Consider the following 14,006-nt stretch of genomic DNA (forward strand, 5'->3'; position numbering starts at 1 on the left):
GGCCTGCGGGGTCAGCGCTTTACCCCGAAGCCCACCTTCAACGCTTCGATGTGCAGGTGGGCCTCAGCCAGCAGCTTCTTGAGCTTGGCGTTCTCGCCCTCGATCTCGCGTAGTCGTGTGGCCTCACTGGCTTGCATGCCGCCGAACTTGGCGCGCCACTTGTAGAAGGTCGCGTCGCTGAAGCCGCCCAGGCGGCACAGTTCCTTGACCGGCATGCCGCCTTCAGCCTGCTTGAGGAACCCGATGATCTGCTCGTCGGTGAATCTGCTCTTCTTCATGTCCGTTCTTCCTCTGAAAACGGACTCTACTAACCTTCTATTGGTACGCCCTATGGGGAGCAGGTCAGCCCATGGGAACGCGTGGGCTCCGTTGCCGCGCTGCGGTTTGATTTTCGTTTATCGATGGACTGGTACGCAGGCTGACTGTGCGATGCGGCTTCTATTCCCCAAGATTTTCCATTTGCTGCGGAAACATCGTGGAATATCGAATCAATCGTCAGGCACGCACCACGGGCTCATCCTCCCGTGGAACCAATGATCTCGAACAGAGCACGGCCCCTGCCGTCCCGGCGGGTCGCCATGCCGGACACATCCACGTCCCGGGGCTGGATGGATTGCCGCGCAGAAGAGTGACGGGTGACGATCCAGCGCAGCCCCTTGACGGAGAGGCACTGCTCGCCAGGCATTCGGCTTCGATGGACCGCCCCGCCAGGCCGGCTCAAGGGCCCCGGCCTCACGGGGCCATGTTCTCGATCATCAGACACCTGTCGTTCCTGTCCACCCACAGTACCCCAGGCGACGTCCAGGCCGCATCGGGAGCCTCCGGAAATGGCGTTGTCTTCTCACGCTCGAAGAAGGCGCTGGGAGGCAGCGACGTCGGAATGGTCGGGAAGATCGATGGCGAGGAGCATCTTGTCAAGACAGGAATCTCGAGAAGCTTGCTGGGCCAGGCGGTTGCACTTTGTGCGAAAGGGCAGATTTCCGAAGCGAACAAGCGCCTGGGGTACATCGTCAGTGCCTGGGACAGGCTTGTGGAGGGTGGCACCGCGAAAGGGGCTCTGGAACGAGAGCTGACAGATGCTTTCCATGGCTTTCTCCAAAGCGGGAAAGGAAGAAAACTGGCGGAGAAAGCGAAGGCGGACGAGCTGGACATCAACGATGTCAGCGACGTTCATGCGAGCCTCGTCCTCTCAAATCCACAGTTGAAAAACCCACTCGGCATACCGATCATTTTCGATGTCATCAACGTGGCTGCCGCGCAGGACATGGTCAATGCATTGCAAGGCACCTATCTTGCAAAGCACCATATTCCGGACTCCTCCCTGCTGACGGTGGAGAACAATGCGTTGATCGCTTCGCGGCTCATTCCGGACGCCACGCCGCTCGATGCTTTCCTGACCCAGCCTTTTCTTCCGGATGGCGTTTCGCTCGCGGACGCAAAACGTGCTGCGTCGCTCATCAAGGCAGCCGCTGCCGGAAACCGGGTAGAACCGGATGAGGTCACACGGGCGCAGGCACTGGTATCACGGATCAACGATCCCGCCAATCTCCGCTCGGGCCAGCGGGCCCTGAGCGAGGCGTTGCAACAGAAGGGGTTGGACGGACTGTTCATGTCGCTGCTGACCCGGCTAACCCTGGGGGAATCGTCCGATCTGGGGCCGGACAACATGCTGGTCGTCCCTGGCGCAGACGGCCGGCACCAGGTCGTGAACATCGATGTCACGGGGTTCCGCTACGACCGGGAGAAAGACGCCACGTCCAGTCCGCAGGATCCGGTGCGGCATGGCTGGGGAAAGGTCATCGAGAACCCCGGGCTGGCGCTGAACGTGCTGCTCGACCGGAGTGTGCTGAACAGCCGTTATGCGAAAGGTCTCGATCCGGTGCACGAGGCCGTCGTCGATTGCATGCGCGAAGTGCTGCACCAGAACGCCACGCCCGAAGCGGCGGCGGTAAAGCGCTGGTACGCCTCACTCGACATTGATAGATCCACCGCATCGCTTCTTTCGTTGCGCCAAGGCTTGGGGCATCTTTCAGGATGCAGCTGGATGCCGGACGCCGACCTGGTGGACACGGTGTTGGCTCGCAATGCCTCGTTCATCGACAACATCGTCCATAAATCCAGGACGTGACGATAGCGGGCTGAAGGCTGCTGCAATACCGAGACGGTGGATACTGCCCTTCATACCCTCCTACCGACCCATCTGCTCCAGCCACTGCGCCACCTCCTGCGCCGCCTGGGCGGCCGCCTGCGCCATGGCGAGGGTGCCGCCGCGCGCATCGGCCGTGGGGGCCGGGCGCTGGATGACGAAGACGCGCTGGGCGACGAGCTTCTCGCCGGCCGGGGTGGACTCGGCGAGCGAGGCGCGCAGCCGCAGCACGCCGGTGCTGGCCTTGGGCGACTGGAAGACCTGGCTGAACTCCTCGATCTCCACGCGCAGCACTATCGGCGGCTTGCCCGTATCGACGAGTTGCGATGCACCCTCGTCGCCCATGAGCACGGGGCGGCGCAAGCCAAGCTGGTCGCGCAGGGCCTGCTGCACGAGCTGCGCGGGCGGCTGGCTCCAGCGTGCCTGGCCGTAGGGACGGAGGTGGCGCGGATCGTCGTAGGCCAGGCGGTACAGCACGGCGGTGCTGCCTTCGACCGGCCCCGCGGCGGCCACTTCCGGCAGCGCGATGGGCGGCAGCGGCGCGCCGCGCTCGGCGGGCGCTTGCTCCAGCGGGCCGGGACCGAAGTCGTACACGTCGGCACGGGGTGGTGGCGCGGGCAGGGCGGAGCAGCCCGCAGTGAGCGCTGCGGCCGCGAGCGCGACGGCCCAGAGGCCGCGGGCCCGGGGGGTGACTGCGTGGTGTGCCATGTCGTTCCTCGTCATGTCCTTGGATGCGGTGGAAGGTCTTGCGGGTGCATGCCTGCGGGTGCCGGCACGGCGCTTCACGGTGCCGCAGCGGCCGGCGCCTCGAAGCCGGGTTCGCCGGGACCACCCGCAGAGCGGCCGGGCCCGTAGATCAGCGATTGCGGGTTGTCGCTGAGGTTGCTGGCCGCGCGGCCCAGGCGGCGCACGGCCCGCGAGGTTTCGTCGGCGGCGTGGTTCAGGCGCGGTAGCGTCACGCGGCCGAAGCGGTCTGCGGCCTGCGAGAGCGATTGCGAGCTGTCGGCGATCTGGTCCAGCGGCCCGCCTTCGGCGCTGAGCTTGCGCACGGCGGCCTTGACCTCGTTGGCCGCGTCACCGGCGTTGGTTCCCGCCTGCCGCAGCGCCTTGAGCGTCTCGCGGGCATCGCTGGCCACGACCGGCACCGATGCCAGGGCCGGGTCGAGCCGCTGCTCCACCGTGGCGTCGAGCCGCTTCATGAGCGCATTGGCGCTGCCGGCGGCCTGGCCCAGGTTGTCCAGCGCCAGGGAAAAGCGTTTCTGGTTCTCGTCGCCCAGCAGGTCGTTGATGCGGTCGGTCGCCTGCTGCACCTGCGCGAGGATGGCCGGCCCCTGTTCCGCCAACTGGCTGAAGGGTGAACTCTTGAGGGGCAGCCGCGGCAGGCCGCTGGATCCGCGGGGGAGCGCCGGCTGCGGTCCGTTGCCGTCGTCGAGCAGCACGTGGGCCAGCCCGGTGACGCCCTGGTAGCCCAGCACCGCGAAGGTGGCGGGGGTGACGGGCGCCTGCTCGTTGACGGCGATGCGGATGAGCACGTTGCCCGGCACATCAGGGTCGAAGCCGATGCGCGTGACCTTGCCCACGGCCACGCCCTTGTAGCGCACGGCGGCCTGGGGCTGCAGGCCGCCCACACTCTCGCGGGTGGACAGTTCGTAGAGCTGGTAGCTCGCCCGGTCGCGGGTGAGCCACAGGCCCAGACCCGCCAGCAGCGCCGCCACGACGACCACGAAAATGCCCGCGGCCAGGGCATGGGACTTGTTTTCCATCAGGCCTCCTGTCCCGGGGCTGCGGCGGCGGGCGGCGCCGATGGCGCGGGCGCCATCGCGCGGCGGCCGCGCTCCCCGAGGAAAAAGTGTTGAATGAACGGATGCTCGAAGCGGGTTACCTCCTGCGGCGTGCCGCTGGTGATGACCCGCTTTTCCGCGAGGACCGCGACGCGCGTGCTGAGCGCGAAGAGCGTGTCCAGGTCGTGCGTGACCATCACCACGGTGAGGCCCAGCGCGGCATGCAGCTCGCGCAGCAGTTCGCAGAATTCGTCGGAGCTGTTCGGATCGAGGCCCGCGGTGGGCTCGTCGAGCAGCAGCAGCGGCGGGTCCATGACGAGCGCGCGCGCCAGCGCCACGCGCTTGATCATGCCGCCGGAGAGATCCGAGGGCATGCGCGTGGCGTGTTCGGGTTTCAGGCCCACCATGCGCAGCTTGACCATGGCGGCATCGCAGATCAGGTCCCTGGGCAGGGTGCCCTGCTCGCGCAGCGCGAAGGCGACGTTGTCCAGCACGCTGAACGCCGAGAACAGCGCGCCGTGCTGGAACAGCATGCCCACGCGGCTCGCGGCGCCCGCCCGGCCCATCTCGGAGGCCGGCCGGCCCAGCACGGTGACGCTGCCTTTGGCCGGACGGGTGAGGCCCAGCATCTGCCGCAGCAGCACGGTCTTGCCGGTGCCCGAACCGCCCACGAGCGCGAGAATCTCGCCGCGGCGCACCGTGAGGTCGAGGTTCTCGTGCACGGCAAAGGCTTCGTCGCCCTTGCCGAACACGGTGGACAGCCCCTGGATCTCGACCACGGGCGTCGCGTCCGCCGGCGGCGGCTCGGGGGCGGCTGCGGGACCCGTGGCGATGGCGTCTGCTTCTGCTTCTGCTTCGCTCGTCATGCGCTCAGATCCCCAGGTTCTTGAACGCGATCGCGAAGAGCGCATCCACGATGATGACCATGGTAATGGCGTTCACCACCGAGGCCGTGGTGCCCTCGCCCAGGCTCTGGGTGTTGGGCTTCACGCGCAGTCCCCAGTGGCAGCCGATGAGGGCGATGCCGACGCCGAACACCACCGATTTCCCCATGGCAAGCACGAGGTTGGAGAAGCCCACCGCATTGGGCAGCGCCTGCACGAAATAGGCGGGCGAGACGTCCATGGCGATGTCGGCCGCGAGCATGCCTCCGGCGAGGGCGCACAGCGTGGTCCAGACGGCGATCAGCGGCATGGCGATGGCGAGGGCCACGGCCCGGGGCATCACCAGCCGGAAGCCGTGCGGTATGCCCATGACGCGCATCGCGTCCAGTTCCTCGGTGACCCGCATCACGCCGATCTGGGCCGTGATGGCGGAGCCGGACCGGCCCGCCACGAGGATGGCGGCCAGCATGGGGCCCAGTTCCCGGATCAGCGAGATGCCCAGGATGTTGACGATGAAGGATTCGGCCCCGAACTGCCGCAGCTGCAGGCTCATGAGATAGGCCAGCACCACGCCGATCAGAAAGCCCACGATGGCCGTGATGGGCAGGGCCGTGGCGCCCATGCGGTAGAGGTGGCCGGAGATGTCGCGCCATGGCGCACGGCGCGGCGCGCGCACGACGCGGACCAAGTCGATCATCAGCTGGCCCACCAGCTCCAGCAGGTGGCGGCCGTGGCCGAGGGCGCTGAGCACCTTCACACCGAGCCGATCGACCTCCTCGGCCAGGCGCCAGGGCGATTCGGGCGGCCGGCGGGTGACGGTGTATTCAGCCACGCGCTCGAGCATGTCGCGCTGCGCGTCGTCCACCGACAGGCGTTCGGGCCACTCTCGGCCCCAATGGTTCCAGAGCAGCTGCGCGCCCACGTGGTCGAGCCATTCGACGCCGCGCAGGTCCCACCCCAGGCCGGACGCGGGCGGCGTCTTCGCCAGTTGCGCCGACAGGGCCTTCCAGGCCGGCCGCGTGCCCAGTTCCGCAGCGCCCCAGCGGCCGAGCAGCGCCGCGACCGGCCCTTCGGGGGTGTCCGTGCGTGTGATGCGTGGCTGGCTGTCGCTCATGGAGGGGAAACGGGGCCGGATCGGGGTCGGGATGGGCGGGCGGGATGCGGTGGCGGTGAACGGACGGCAAAAAAAGTGCCGCCAAAAACGGCAACCGGATGTTAGCGGAGTGCGGCACGCCGCCCGCGTCAGCGCAGAGCCCGTCCGTATGGCGGAAGGCGCCGGTTGAAATTTCATCAAATCCGGCCTGGCGCCTGCATGGATGGACAGGCAAAGCTATCGAACCAGGAGCAGCAGGTGTTTCCCTATCGACAGCGCGGCACCGCCGCGCACAATGGGCCGGGCCCGTTGCCGCGCCGCGGCTTCCCGCCCTCCTTTCCATGAGCGACACCTCTTTCGACACCATCGTCATCGGCGGCGGCACGGCCGGCGCCCTGCTGTGCAACCGGCTGAGCGCCGATCCGCGGCACCGCGTGCTGCTCGTGGAGGCAGGCCGCAAGGACGACTACCACTGGATCCACATCCCCGTGGGCTACCTCTACTGCATCGGCAACCCGCGCACCGACTGGCTCTACCAGACCGAACCGGACGAAGGCCTGAACGGACGCAGCCTGCGCTACCCACGCGGCAAGACCCTGGGCGGCTGCAGCAGCATCAACGGCATGATCTACATGCGCGGCCAGGCGCGGGACTACGAGCAGTGGGCGGAAACCACCGGCGACGACACCTGGCGCTGGGAATCCGTGCTGCCGGCCTTCCGCCGCCACGAGGACCACTGGCGCCTGGACCGCCCCGACACGGCCACGGACGCGTTCCGGCGACTGCACGGCAGCCGCAGCACCGGAGGCAGCGGGGAGTGGCGCGTGGAACGCCAGCGCCTGCGCTGGGACGTGCTCGACGCCTTCGCGCTCGCCGCGCAGCAGGCCGGCATTGCCGCGACCGACGATTTCAACGGCGGCAGCAACGAGGGCGTCGGGTACTTCGAGGTCAACCAGAAGAACGGCTGGCGCTGGAACACCGCCAAGGCCTTCCTGCGGCCGACCTGCTACGGCCGCCCCAACTTCGAGATGTGGACCGGCGCGCAGGCCGCCCGGCTGCTGCTGGAGACCCGGCCGGACGGCACCAGCCGCTGCACGGGCGTCGAGGTCTGGAACGGCAGCGAGATGGTCACCGCGCACGCCGCCCGCGATGTGATCCTGAGCGCGGGCGCCGTCAACTCGCCGCAGCTGCTGCAGCTCTCGGGCATCGGCCCGGGAGAGTTGCTGCAGTCGCACGGCATTCCGGTGGCGCACGACCTTCCAGGGGTGGGCGGCAACCTGCAGGACCACCTGCAGATCCGCGCGGTGTTCAAGGTGAATGGCGTGCCCACGCTCAACACGCTGGCGGGCAACCTCTGGGGCCGCGCGCGCATCGGGCTCGAATACGCCCTCAAGCGCACCGGCCCGATGAGCATGGCGCCTTCGCAACTGGGGGCCTTCACCCGCAGCGCACCGGAGCAGCCGCACCCCAACATCCAGTACCATGTGCAGCCCCTGTCGCTCGACGCGTTCGGCGAGCCGCTGCACACCTTCCCGGCCTTCACCGCCAGCGTGTGCAACCTCAATCCCACGAGCCGCGGCACGGTGCGCATAAGGAGCCCCCGGTTCCAGGACGCACCGGCGATCGCGCCGCGCTACCTGAGCACGCCGGAGGACCGGCAGGTGGCCGCCGATTCGCTGCGCGTCACGCGCCGCATCGTGGCGCAGCCGGCACTGGCGCCCTATCGGCCCGAGGAATGGAAGCCGGGACCGCAATACCAGACCGACGAGGAGCTCGCGCGCCTGGCGGGCGACATCGCCACCACCATCTTCCATCCCGTGGGCACCACGCGCATGGGCGCCGACGGCGACTCCGCCGCCGTGCTCGACGCGCGGCTGCGCGTGCGGGACGGCCGGGGCGGCACGATCGAGGGCCTGCGGGTGGTGGATGCGGGCGCCATGCCCGCCATCACGAGCGGGAACACCAATTCACCCACCCTGATGATCGCGGAAAAGGCGGCCGAATGGCTGCGCGCCGAAGCCAGGGCCGGCGGCTGACGCGCAGCCGACCACGGGCCGATGCACCACCGCGGCCCCCCGCCCGGCCACCCGGCGCACCGCCATCGCGCACAGGCGATCTGCGGGAAACCCCCAATGCACCAGGCGGGTGCGGGAGTTACATTGCGGTTACCCGATGGCGCGCACGTCGCGCAACGAGGGGGCCGAGGAGACAAACTCGAACTCGAAAAACATTCCAAGCATCCCCTACAAGATGCCCCATTTCCCCAAGCGCCGGTGATCCCGGCGCTTTTTTTTGCCCGCAAGCTATTGAAACGATAGCAAATGAGACAATCCGGGGATGGAATGGATCATTGTTTCGCTGGCATCGCTGCTGGCCGGTTTCGTGGATGCGATCGTGGGCGGCGGCGGGCTCATCCTGGTGCCCGCGCTGTTCGCCACCTTCCCCACCGCGCCCCCGGCGACCATGATGGGCACCAACAAGAGCGGCTCGATCTGGGGCACGGGCATCGCCACCTGGCAATACAGCCGCCGCGTGCAGATGCGCTGGAAGGCGCTGCTGCCGGCCGCAGCCACCGGCTTCGCAGGCGCGTTCGCCGGGGCGTGGACCGTGACCGTGGTCCCGGTGGACTTCCTGCGCCGGCTGCTGCCCTTCATCCTGCTGGCCGTGCTGCTCTACACGCTGGCGCGCAAGGACCTGGGCAAACACCATGCGCCGCGCTTCGAGGGCGGCACCGAAACCCGGGTGGCCTGCCTGATCGGCGCCGCCGTCGGGTTCTACGACGGCTTCTTCGGGCCGGGCGCGGGCAGCTTCTTCGTGTTCCTGTTCGTGCGCCTGCTGGGCTACGACTTCCTGAACGCCTCGGCCTCGGCCAAGCTGCTCAACATCGCGACCAACGTCGCGGCACTGATCCTGTTCACGGCCAAGGGCCACGTGTGGTGGCATTTCGCGCTGCCGCTAGCGGTGGCCAACGTGGCGGGCAGCATGCTGGGCACGCACATGGCGATGAAGCATGGCACGGGGTTCGTCCGGGGGATCTTCATCGTCGTGGTGGGCGCGCTCATCCTGAAAACCGGTTATGACGGATTCATGAGGTGACATCGCCTGCCGGGCGGGACAGGCGCTCCGCCGCGCGCACGATCTCGTCGATGAACACCTTCACGGCCGGGTGGTCGCGCTCGCCGCGCCGGAAGGCGACGGAGATCTCCCGGGCGACGGCCGGGCGCAGGGGCACGGCGCGGATGCCCGGCAGCGGGCGCAGCAGGCGCAGGCCCGGCACCACGGTGACGGCACAGCCGGCGCCCACCATGGCGGACACCACCTCGAAGCCCAGGGCGCGCACGTCCATGCGCGGCTCGAAGCCTTCCGCGAGGCAGAGGTTGCGCACGAACTCGCCGAAGCTGCTGGAGGCGGCGTCCATGGCCCAGGGTTCGTCCCGCAGGTCCGCCACGCCCAGCCACGGGCGGGCTGCCAGCGGATGGGTGCCGGGCAACAGCACGTGCAGCGAATCCCGGGCCAGCGCCACGAAGCCGCAGCCGTCCTGCCGCCGGTCGCGGCGCAGCGCGAGGTGGTCGATGAGTGCGATGTCGGCGCGCCAGGAGCCGAGCGCCGCCAGGCCGTCCGCCGGCTCCATTTCCTCCACGGCCAGGCGCAGGCGCGGATAGGCGGCCCGCAACGCCTGGATCGTCTCGGGCAGCAGCGCGGAGGCGATCGACGGGAACGCCGCCACGCGCAATTCCCCCGCGAGTTCGCGCCGCAGCAGCGCCAGTTCGGACTTCGCCTCGTCCAGCACTGCCATCAGGCGCTCCGCGTGCCGCACCAGCGCTTCGCCGCCGGGCGTGAGCCGCACGCCGCGCCCCTGCCGCTCTGTGAGCGCGATGCCCGCCTCCGCCTCCAGCTGCGCGATCTGCTGCGACACCGCCGAAGGCGTGAGGGCCAGCGCCTCGGCGGCCGCGGCCATGGTGCCGCAGCGGGCCAGTTCGCGCAAGGCGCGCAGGCGGTTCATGTCCATGGTTTGCCGGCTTTCGCGATTCAACAGGATCGCTAATGTATTCCCTCACGAAAGATCAGTGGACCTGGCGAAACTTGTTGCTTACGCTGTGCGCCCATCCGCAGCTTGCACTCCGATCCCATGGCCATCAGCGTCTTCGACCTCTTCAAGATCGGCATCGGTCCGTCCAGCTCCCACACCGTGGGCCCCATGCGTGCCGCCCGCCTGTTCACCCACGCGCTGGAGCACCAGGGCCTGCTGGCCGCCACCGGGCGCGTGGAGGCGGAGCTCTACGGCTCGCTGGGCGCCACGGGCAAGGGCCACGGCAGCGACACCGCCGTGCTGCTGGGCCTGTCCGGGCACGAGCCCGACACCGTCGATGTGGACCGCATCGGCAGCTACGTGGCAGAGATTCGTGCGGGCGGGCGCCTGCCGCTCGCGGGCCGCCACCCGATCGCCTTCGACGAGCCGCGCGACCTGCGCTTCTACGCCCTCAAGACCCTGCCCTTCCACGCCAACGGGCTGCGGTTCGCCGCGCTCGCCAATTCGGGAGAGTTGCTGCACGAAGCCACCTACTACTCCGTGGGCGGCGGATTCGTGGTGAGCGAGGCGGTGGCCGCGGACGGTTCGCGGCACAAGGTGGTGGCGCCCGACCCGTCGGTGCTGCCCATGCCCTTCGGCGACGCGGCGGACCTGCTGCGCCTCACGGCCACGCACGGCCTGGACATCGCAGGGATCATGCGCGCCAACGAGCGGCACTGGCGCACGGACGCGGAGATCGACGCCGGCCTGCTGGCCATCTGGCGCACCATGCAGGGCTGCGTCGAGCGCGGCTGCCGCACCGAGGGCCTGCTGCCCGGAGGATTCAAGGTGAAGCGGCGCGCAGCCGGCCTGGCGCAGCGGCTGGGAACGTTCGATCCCCGTCCGGAAGATCCGCTGCGGGTGCTCGACTGGGTGAACCTCTGGGCACTGGCGGTCAACGAGGAGAACGCCGCCGGCGGCCGCGTGGTCACCGCCCCGACCAACGGCGCCGCCGGCATCGTGCCGGCCGTGCTGCACTACTACGTGCATACGGCACCCGGCGCCAGCGAGCGCGGCGTGGTGGACTTCCTGCTCACGGCCGGGGCCATCGGCATCCTCTACAAGCAGAACGCGTCCATCAGCGGCGCGGAAGTCGGCTGCCAGGGCGAGGTGGGAGTGGCCTGCTCGATGGCGGCAGGCGCGCTGTGCGCGGCACTGGGCGGCACGCCGGCCCAGGCGGAGAACGCGGCCGAGATCGGCATGGAGCACCACCTGGGGCTGACCTGCGACCCGGTCGGCGGGCTGGTGCAGATCCCGTGCATCGAGCGCAACGCCATCGCCTCGGTCAAGGCGATCAACGCGGCGCGCATGGCGCTGCACGGCGACGGCACCCACTTCGTGAGCCTGGACCAGGTCATCAAGACCATGCGCGAGACCGGGGCCGACATGCTCACCAAGTACAAGGAGACGGCCCGGGGCGGCCTGGCGGTGAACATCGTGGAGTGCTGAAGGCCGCGCAGGTCCGCTTCTTGCTGGGCCGTGTAGCCGCTCCATGCGGCACCGGACCATCCGCATTTTCGAGAGGGCATGGCGCCATGCCCCGTCTTTATAATGTGTCCACTCCGTGACGCCCGACCCCGGGCGGCGGGTCCACCATGTCCGGCTTCGCCACACGCCAAGCCGGATTTTTTGTACCCTGTCCCACCCCACCAGGAACCGCAGATGAAGATTCTCAAGACGATGGCCACCGCCGCCGTGGCACTGTGCGCAGCCTTCTCGGCACAGGCCCGCCCGATCGACGCCATCCAGAAGGACGGCAAGATCATCATCGCCACGGAGGGGCAGTTCGCGCCCTTCAACTATTTCAAGGGCACGGAGCTCACGGGCTTCGAGGTCGAGGTCGCCAACCTGGTGGCCAAGAAGATGAATCTGAAGGTGGAATGGAAGACGCTGGGCTTCGACGCCCTGCTGACCGGCCTCGCGCAGGACCGCTGGGACGTTGCCATCGCCTCGCACGGCGTGACGGAAGAGCGCTCCAAGGCCGTCACCTTCGCCACGCCCCACTACTGCTCCGGCGGCATGGTGATTTCCATGGACCCGGCCATCCGCGCGGGCAAGGACCTCGCCGGCAAGGTGGTGGCCGTGCAGACCGGCACGAGCTACCTCGAGAACGTGAAGAAGGTGCCGGGCGTGAAGGACGTGAAGAACTTCCCGACCGACGTGGACGCCCGCAGCGCCCTCACGTCCAAGCGCGTGGACGCCTGGGTGACCGACAAGTTCGTGGCCAAGGAAGTCGCCGCCAAGAACCCCAAGGCAGGCCTGAAGCTCGGCGACATGCTCTTCATCGAGAAGATCGCCCCGGCCGTGGCCAAGGGCAACACCGGCCTGGCCGATGCCTGGAACAAGGCCTTCGCCGAGATCCAGGCCGACGGCAGCTATGCCGCCGTGTCCAAGAAGTACTTCAACGAAGACGTCCGCTGCACTCCCTGATCCCTGACCGCCGGCCGGCGCCCTGACGCGGCGCCGCGGCCGGCCTTCCGGACGCTTTCTCCATGCTCACCGCTCTTTGGCCCCGGCACTGGAGCCGCCAGCAGCGCAGCAATGCGACGCTGGTCTCGGCCCTGGTGCTGATGGTGCTGGCCCTGGCCCTGCTCGGCCAGGCCCTCTCCTTACTCCCCGACCCCATCGGCCCCAACGCGCAGGCCTTCGCCGACGGCGCGCGCACCACGCTCTGGCTCACGCTAGTGAGCGGGTTCTGCGGCCTCGTGCTCGGCACCGGCGCGGCCCTGGCCCGCACCGCGCGCTGGACGCCGCTGCGCTGGGCGGCCCGCTTCTACATCTGGGTGATCCGCGGCACGCCGCTGCTGGTGCAGATCCTGTTCGTGTATTTCGCGCTGCCGGTGCTGGTGCCGGGGCTCAACCTGCCCGACTTCGCCGCCGCCGTGGTGGCACTGGGCCTGAACGTGGGCGCCTACAACTCCGAAGCCATCCGCGCCGGGCTGCTGGCCGTGCCGCGCGGGCAGACCGAGGCGGCGCGCGCCCTGGGGCTGTCGCGCACGCATGTCTTCTTCGACGTGGTGTTCCCCCAGGCGTTCAAGATCTCGCTGCCGCCGCTGGTGAGCAACTTCGTGGCGCTGCTCAAGGACTCCTCCCTCGCCTACGCGATCGGCGTGGTGGAGCTGACCAACGTGGGCAACCGCATCCAGTCGGCCACCTTCCAGCCGATCGCCACGCTCTCCACCGTGGCCATCACCTACCTGCTGCTGACGACCCTGGTGACCCAGGTGTCCAACGCGATCGAGCACCGCTTCGACGTGGAGGGCCGCGCCCAATGAACCGGCCGCACACCACCCCCGCCACGCCCTACATCGTGGCGGAGAACGTCTGCAAGGCGTTCGGCGCCCACGAGGTGCTCAAGGACGTTTCCACCGTGTTCAACACGGGCGAGGTCACCGTGATCATCGGCGCCTCCGGCTCGGGCAAGTCCACGCTGCTGCGCGCCATCAACCGGCTGGAGCCGCACGACAGCGGCCGCATCACCATCGGCGGCGTGGAAGTCACCGACGACCAGCGCGTCCTGCAGCAGCAGCGCAGCGAGGTCGGCATGGTGTTCCAGCAGTTCAACCTGTTCGGCCACATGAGCGTGCTCGACAACGTGACGCTCGCGCCGCGCCGCATCCACCGCACGCCGCGCGCCGAGGCGAACGAGCAGGCCCTGCAGCTGCTGCGGCGCGTGGGCCTGCGCGAGCATGCCCACAAGTATCCCTGGCAGCTCTCGGGCGGCCAGCAGCAGCGCGTGGCCATCGCCCGGGCGCTGGCCATGCGGCCCAAGGTGATGCTGTTCGACGAGCCCACTTCCGCCCTGGATCCGGAGATGGTGCAGGAAGTGCTGGACGTGATGCGCGAGCTCGCGCGCGGCGGCATGACCATGATCGTGGTCACCCACGAAATGGGCTTCGCCCGCGAAGTGGCCGACCGCGTGATGTTCTTCGACCAGGGCCGCATCGCGCACGATGCGCCTCCGGCCGAGTTCTTCGCCAACCCGGCCAACGACCGCATCCGCGCCTTCCTGGGACGCATGGGCAGCTGACCG

The 14,006-nt window shown here is 68.8% G+C and carries 13 protein-coding genes and 1 pseudogene; 7 read left to right on the forward strand and 7 right to left on the reverse strand.

Annotated elements, in window-relative coordinates; translation table 11 throughout:
• Together BLR05_RS14785 and BLR05_RS26590 are read right to left on the reverse strand one after the other, a co-directional pair.
• A pseudogene (locus BLR05_RS14785) lies at window positions 1-278 on the reverse strand (transposase); the annotation flags it as partial.
• Between the two features lie 236 nt (window positions 279-514).
• Entirely contained in the window at window positions 515-685 is a 171-nt protein-coding gene (locus tag BLR05_RS26590; RefSeq protein WP_167361270.1) for a hypothetical protein, read from the reverse strand.
• Window positions 686-742: 57 nt separating this feature from the next.
• On the opposite strand from BLR05_RS26590, the gene BLR05_RS14790 reads away from it, so the two are divergent.
• Window positions 743-2,128: a type III secretion system effector protein gene (locus tag BLR05_RS14790; RefSeq protein WP_092835679.1), complete on the forward strand. Its 1,386-nt coding sequence runs from the start codon at window positions 743-745 to the stop codon at window positions 2,126-2,128.
• A 60-nt stretch (window positions 2,129-2,188) separates the two neighbouring features.
• On the opposite strand, the gene BLR05_RS14795 is transcribed toward BLR05_RS14790, so the two are convergent.
• The 4 genes from BLR05_RS14795 to BLR05_RS14810 all read right to left on the reverse strand — a co-directional run bounded on the left by BLR05_RS14795 (window position 2,189) and on the right by BLR05_RS14810 (window position 5,925).
• Window positions 2,189-2,854 carry an ABC-type transport auxiliary lipoprotein family protein gene (locus tag BLR05_RS14795; RefSeq protein WP_092835503.1) on the reverse strand — a complete coding sequence of 222 codons (666 nt, stop codon included), beginning with the start codon at window positions 2,852-2,854 and terminating at the stop codon, window positions 2,189-2,191.
• Window positions 2,855-2,928: 74 nt separating this feature from the next.
• Window positions 2,929-3,909: an MlaD family protein gene (locus BLR05_RS14800; RefSeq protein WP_092835505.1), complete on the reverse strand. Its 981-nt coding sequence runs from the start codon at window positions 3,907-3,909 to the stop codon at window positions 2,929-2,931.
• Window positions 3,909-4,793, reverse strand: a complete 885-nt coding sequence (locus tag BLR05_RS14805) for an ABC transporter ATP-binding protein (RefSeq protein WP_192883836.1) — start codon at window positions 4,791-4,793, stop codon at window positions 3,909-3,911. Before BLR05_RS14805 ends, BLR05_RS14800 begins: the two co-directional genes overlap by 1 nt.
• A gap of 4 nt (window positions 4,794-4,797) precedes the next feature.
• The gene (locus tag BLR05_RS14810; protein WP_092835507.1) at window positions 4,798-5,925 is read right to left on the reverse strand and encodes an MlaE family ABC transporter permease; all 1,128 of its coding nucleotides are present in this window, start codon (window positions 5,923-5,925) and stop codon (window positions 4,798-4,800) included.
• A 320-nt stretch (window positions 5,926-6,245) separates the two neighbouring features.
• Between BLR05_RS14810 and BLR05_RS14815 the strand changes: the two genes are divergently transcribed.
• Window positions 6,246-7,940 carry a GMC family oxidoreductase gene (locus BLR05_RS14815; RefSeq protein ID WP_092835509.1) on the forward strand — a complete coding sequence of 565 codons (1,695 nt, stop codon included), beginning with the start codon at window positions 6,246-6,248 and terminating at the stop codon, window positions 7,938-7,940.
• A gap of 301 nt (window positions 7,941-8,241) precedes the next feature.
• Complete coding sequence (locus tag BLR05_RS14820) at window positions 8,242-9,000, forward strand: sulfite exporter TauE/SafE family protein (RefSeq protein WP_092835511.1); 759 nt, start codon at window positions 8,242-8,244, stop codon at window positions 8,998-9,000.
• Here the strand turns inward: BLR05_RS14820 and BLR05_RS14825 are convergent.
• A complete protein-coding gene (locus BLR05_RS14825; protein WP_092835513.1) occupies window positions 8,990-9,913 on the reverse strand; it encodes a LysR family transcriptional regulator in 924 nt (307 codons plus the stop codon). The genes BLR05_RS14820 and BLR05_RS14825 overlap by 11 nt on opposite strands.
• Before the next feature lie 120 nt (window positions 9,914-10,033).
• On the opposite strand from BLR05_RS14825, the gene BLR05_RS14830 reads away from it, so the two are divergent.
• From BLR05_RS14830 to BLR05_RS14845, 4 genes are all read left to right on the forward strand, one after another.
• On the forward strand, window positions 10,034-11,422 hold the full coding sequence (locus BLR05_RS14830) for an L-serine ammonia-lyase (RefSeq protein WP_092835515.1): 1,389 nt from the start codon (window positions 10,034-10,036) through the stop codon (window positions 11,420-11,422).
• 213 nt (window positions 11,423-11,635) lie between these two features.
• Window positions 11,636-12,403 carry an ABC transporter substrate-binding protein gene (locus BLR05_RS14835; protein WP_092835517.1) on the forward strand — a complete coding sequence of 256 codons (768 nt, stop codon included), beginning with the start codon at window positions 11,636-11,638 and terminating at the stop codon, window positions 12,401-12,403.
• 62 nt (window positions 12,404-12,465) lie between these two features.
• On the forward strand, window positions 12,466-13,248 hold the full coding sequence (locus BLR05_RS14840; protein ID WP_092835519.1) for an amino acid ABC transporter permease: 783 nt from the start codon (window positions 12,466-12,468) through the stop codon (window positions 13,246-13,248).
• Window positions 13,245-14,003 (forward strand): amino acid ABC transporter ATP-binding protein, encoded by a 759-nt coding sequence (locus tag BLR05_RS14845; protein WP_092835521.1) that lies wholly within the window; start codon window positions 13,245-13,247, stop codon window positions 14,001-14,003. The genes BLR05_RS14840 and BLR05_RS14845 overlap by 4 nt, the downstream gene beginning before the upstream one ends.
• The last annotated feature ends 3 nt before the right edge of the window (window positions 14,004-14,006 follow it).

The organism is Paracidovorax cattleyae, from assembly GCF_900104515.1.
Lineage (GTDB): Bacteria > Pseudomonadota > Gammaproteobacteria > Burkholderiales > Burkholderiaceae_C > Paracidovorax > Paracidovorax cattleyae.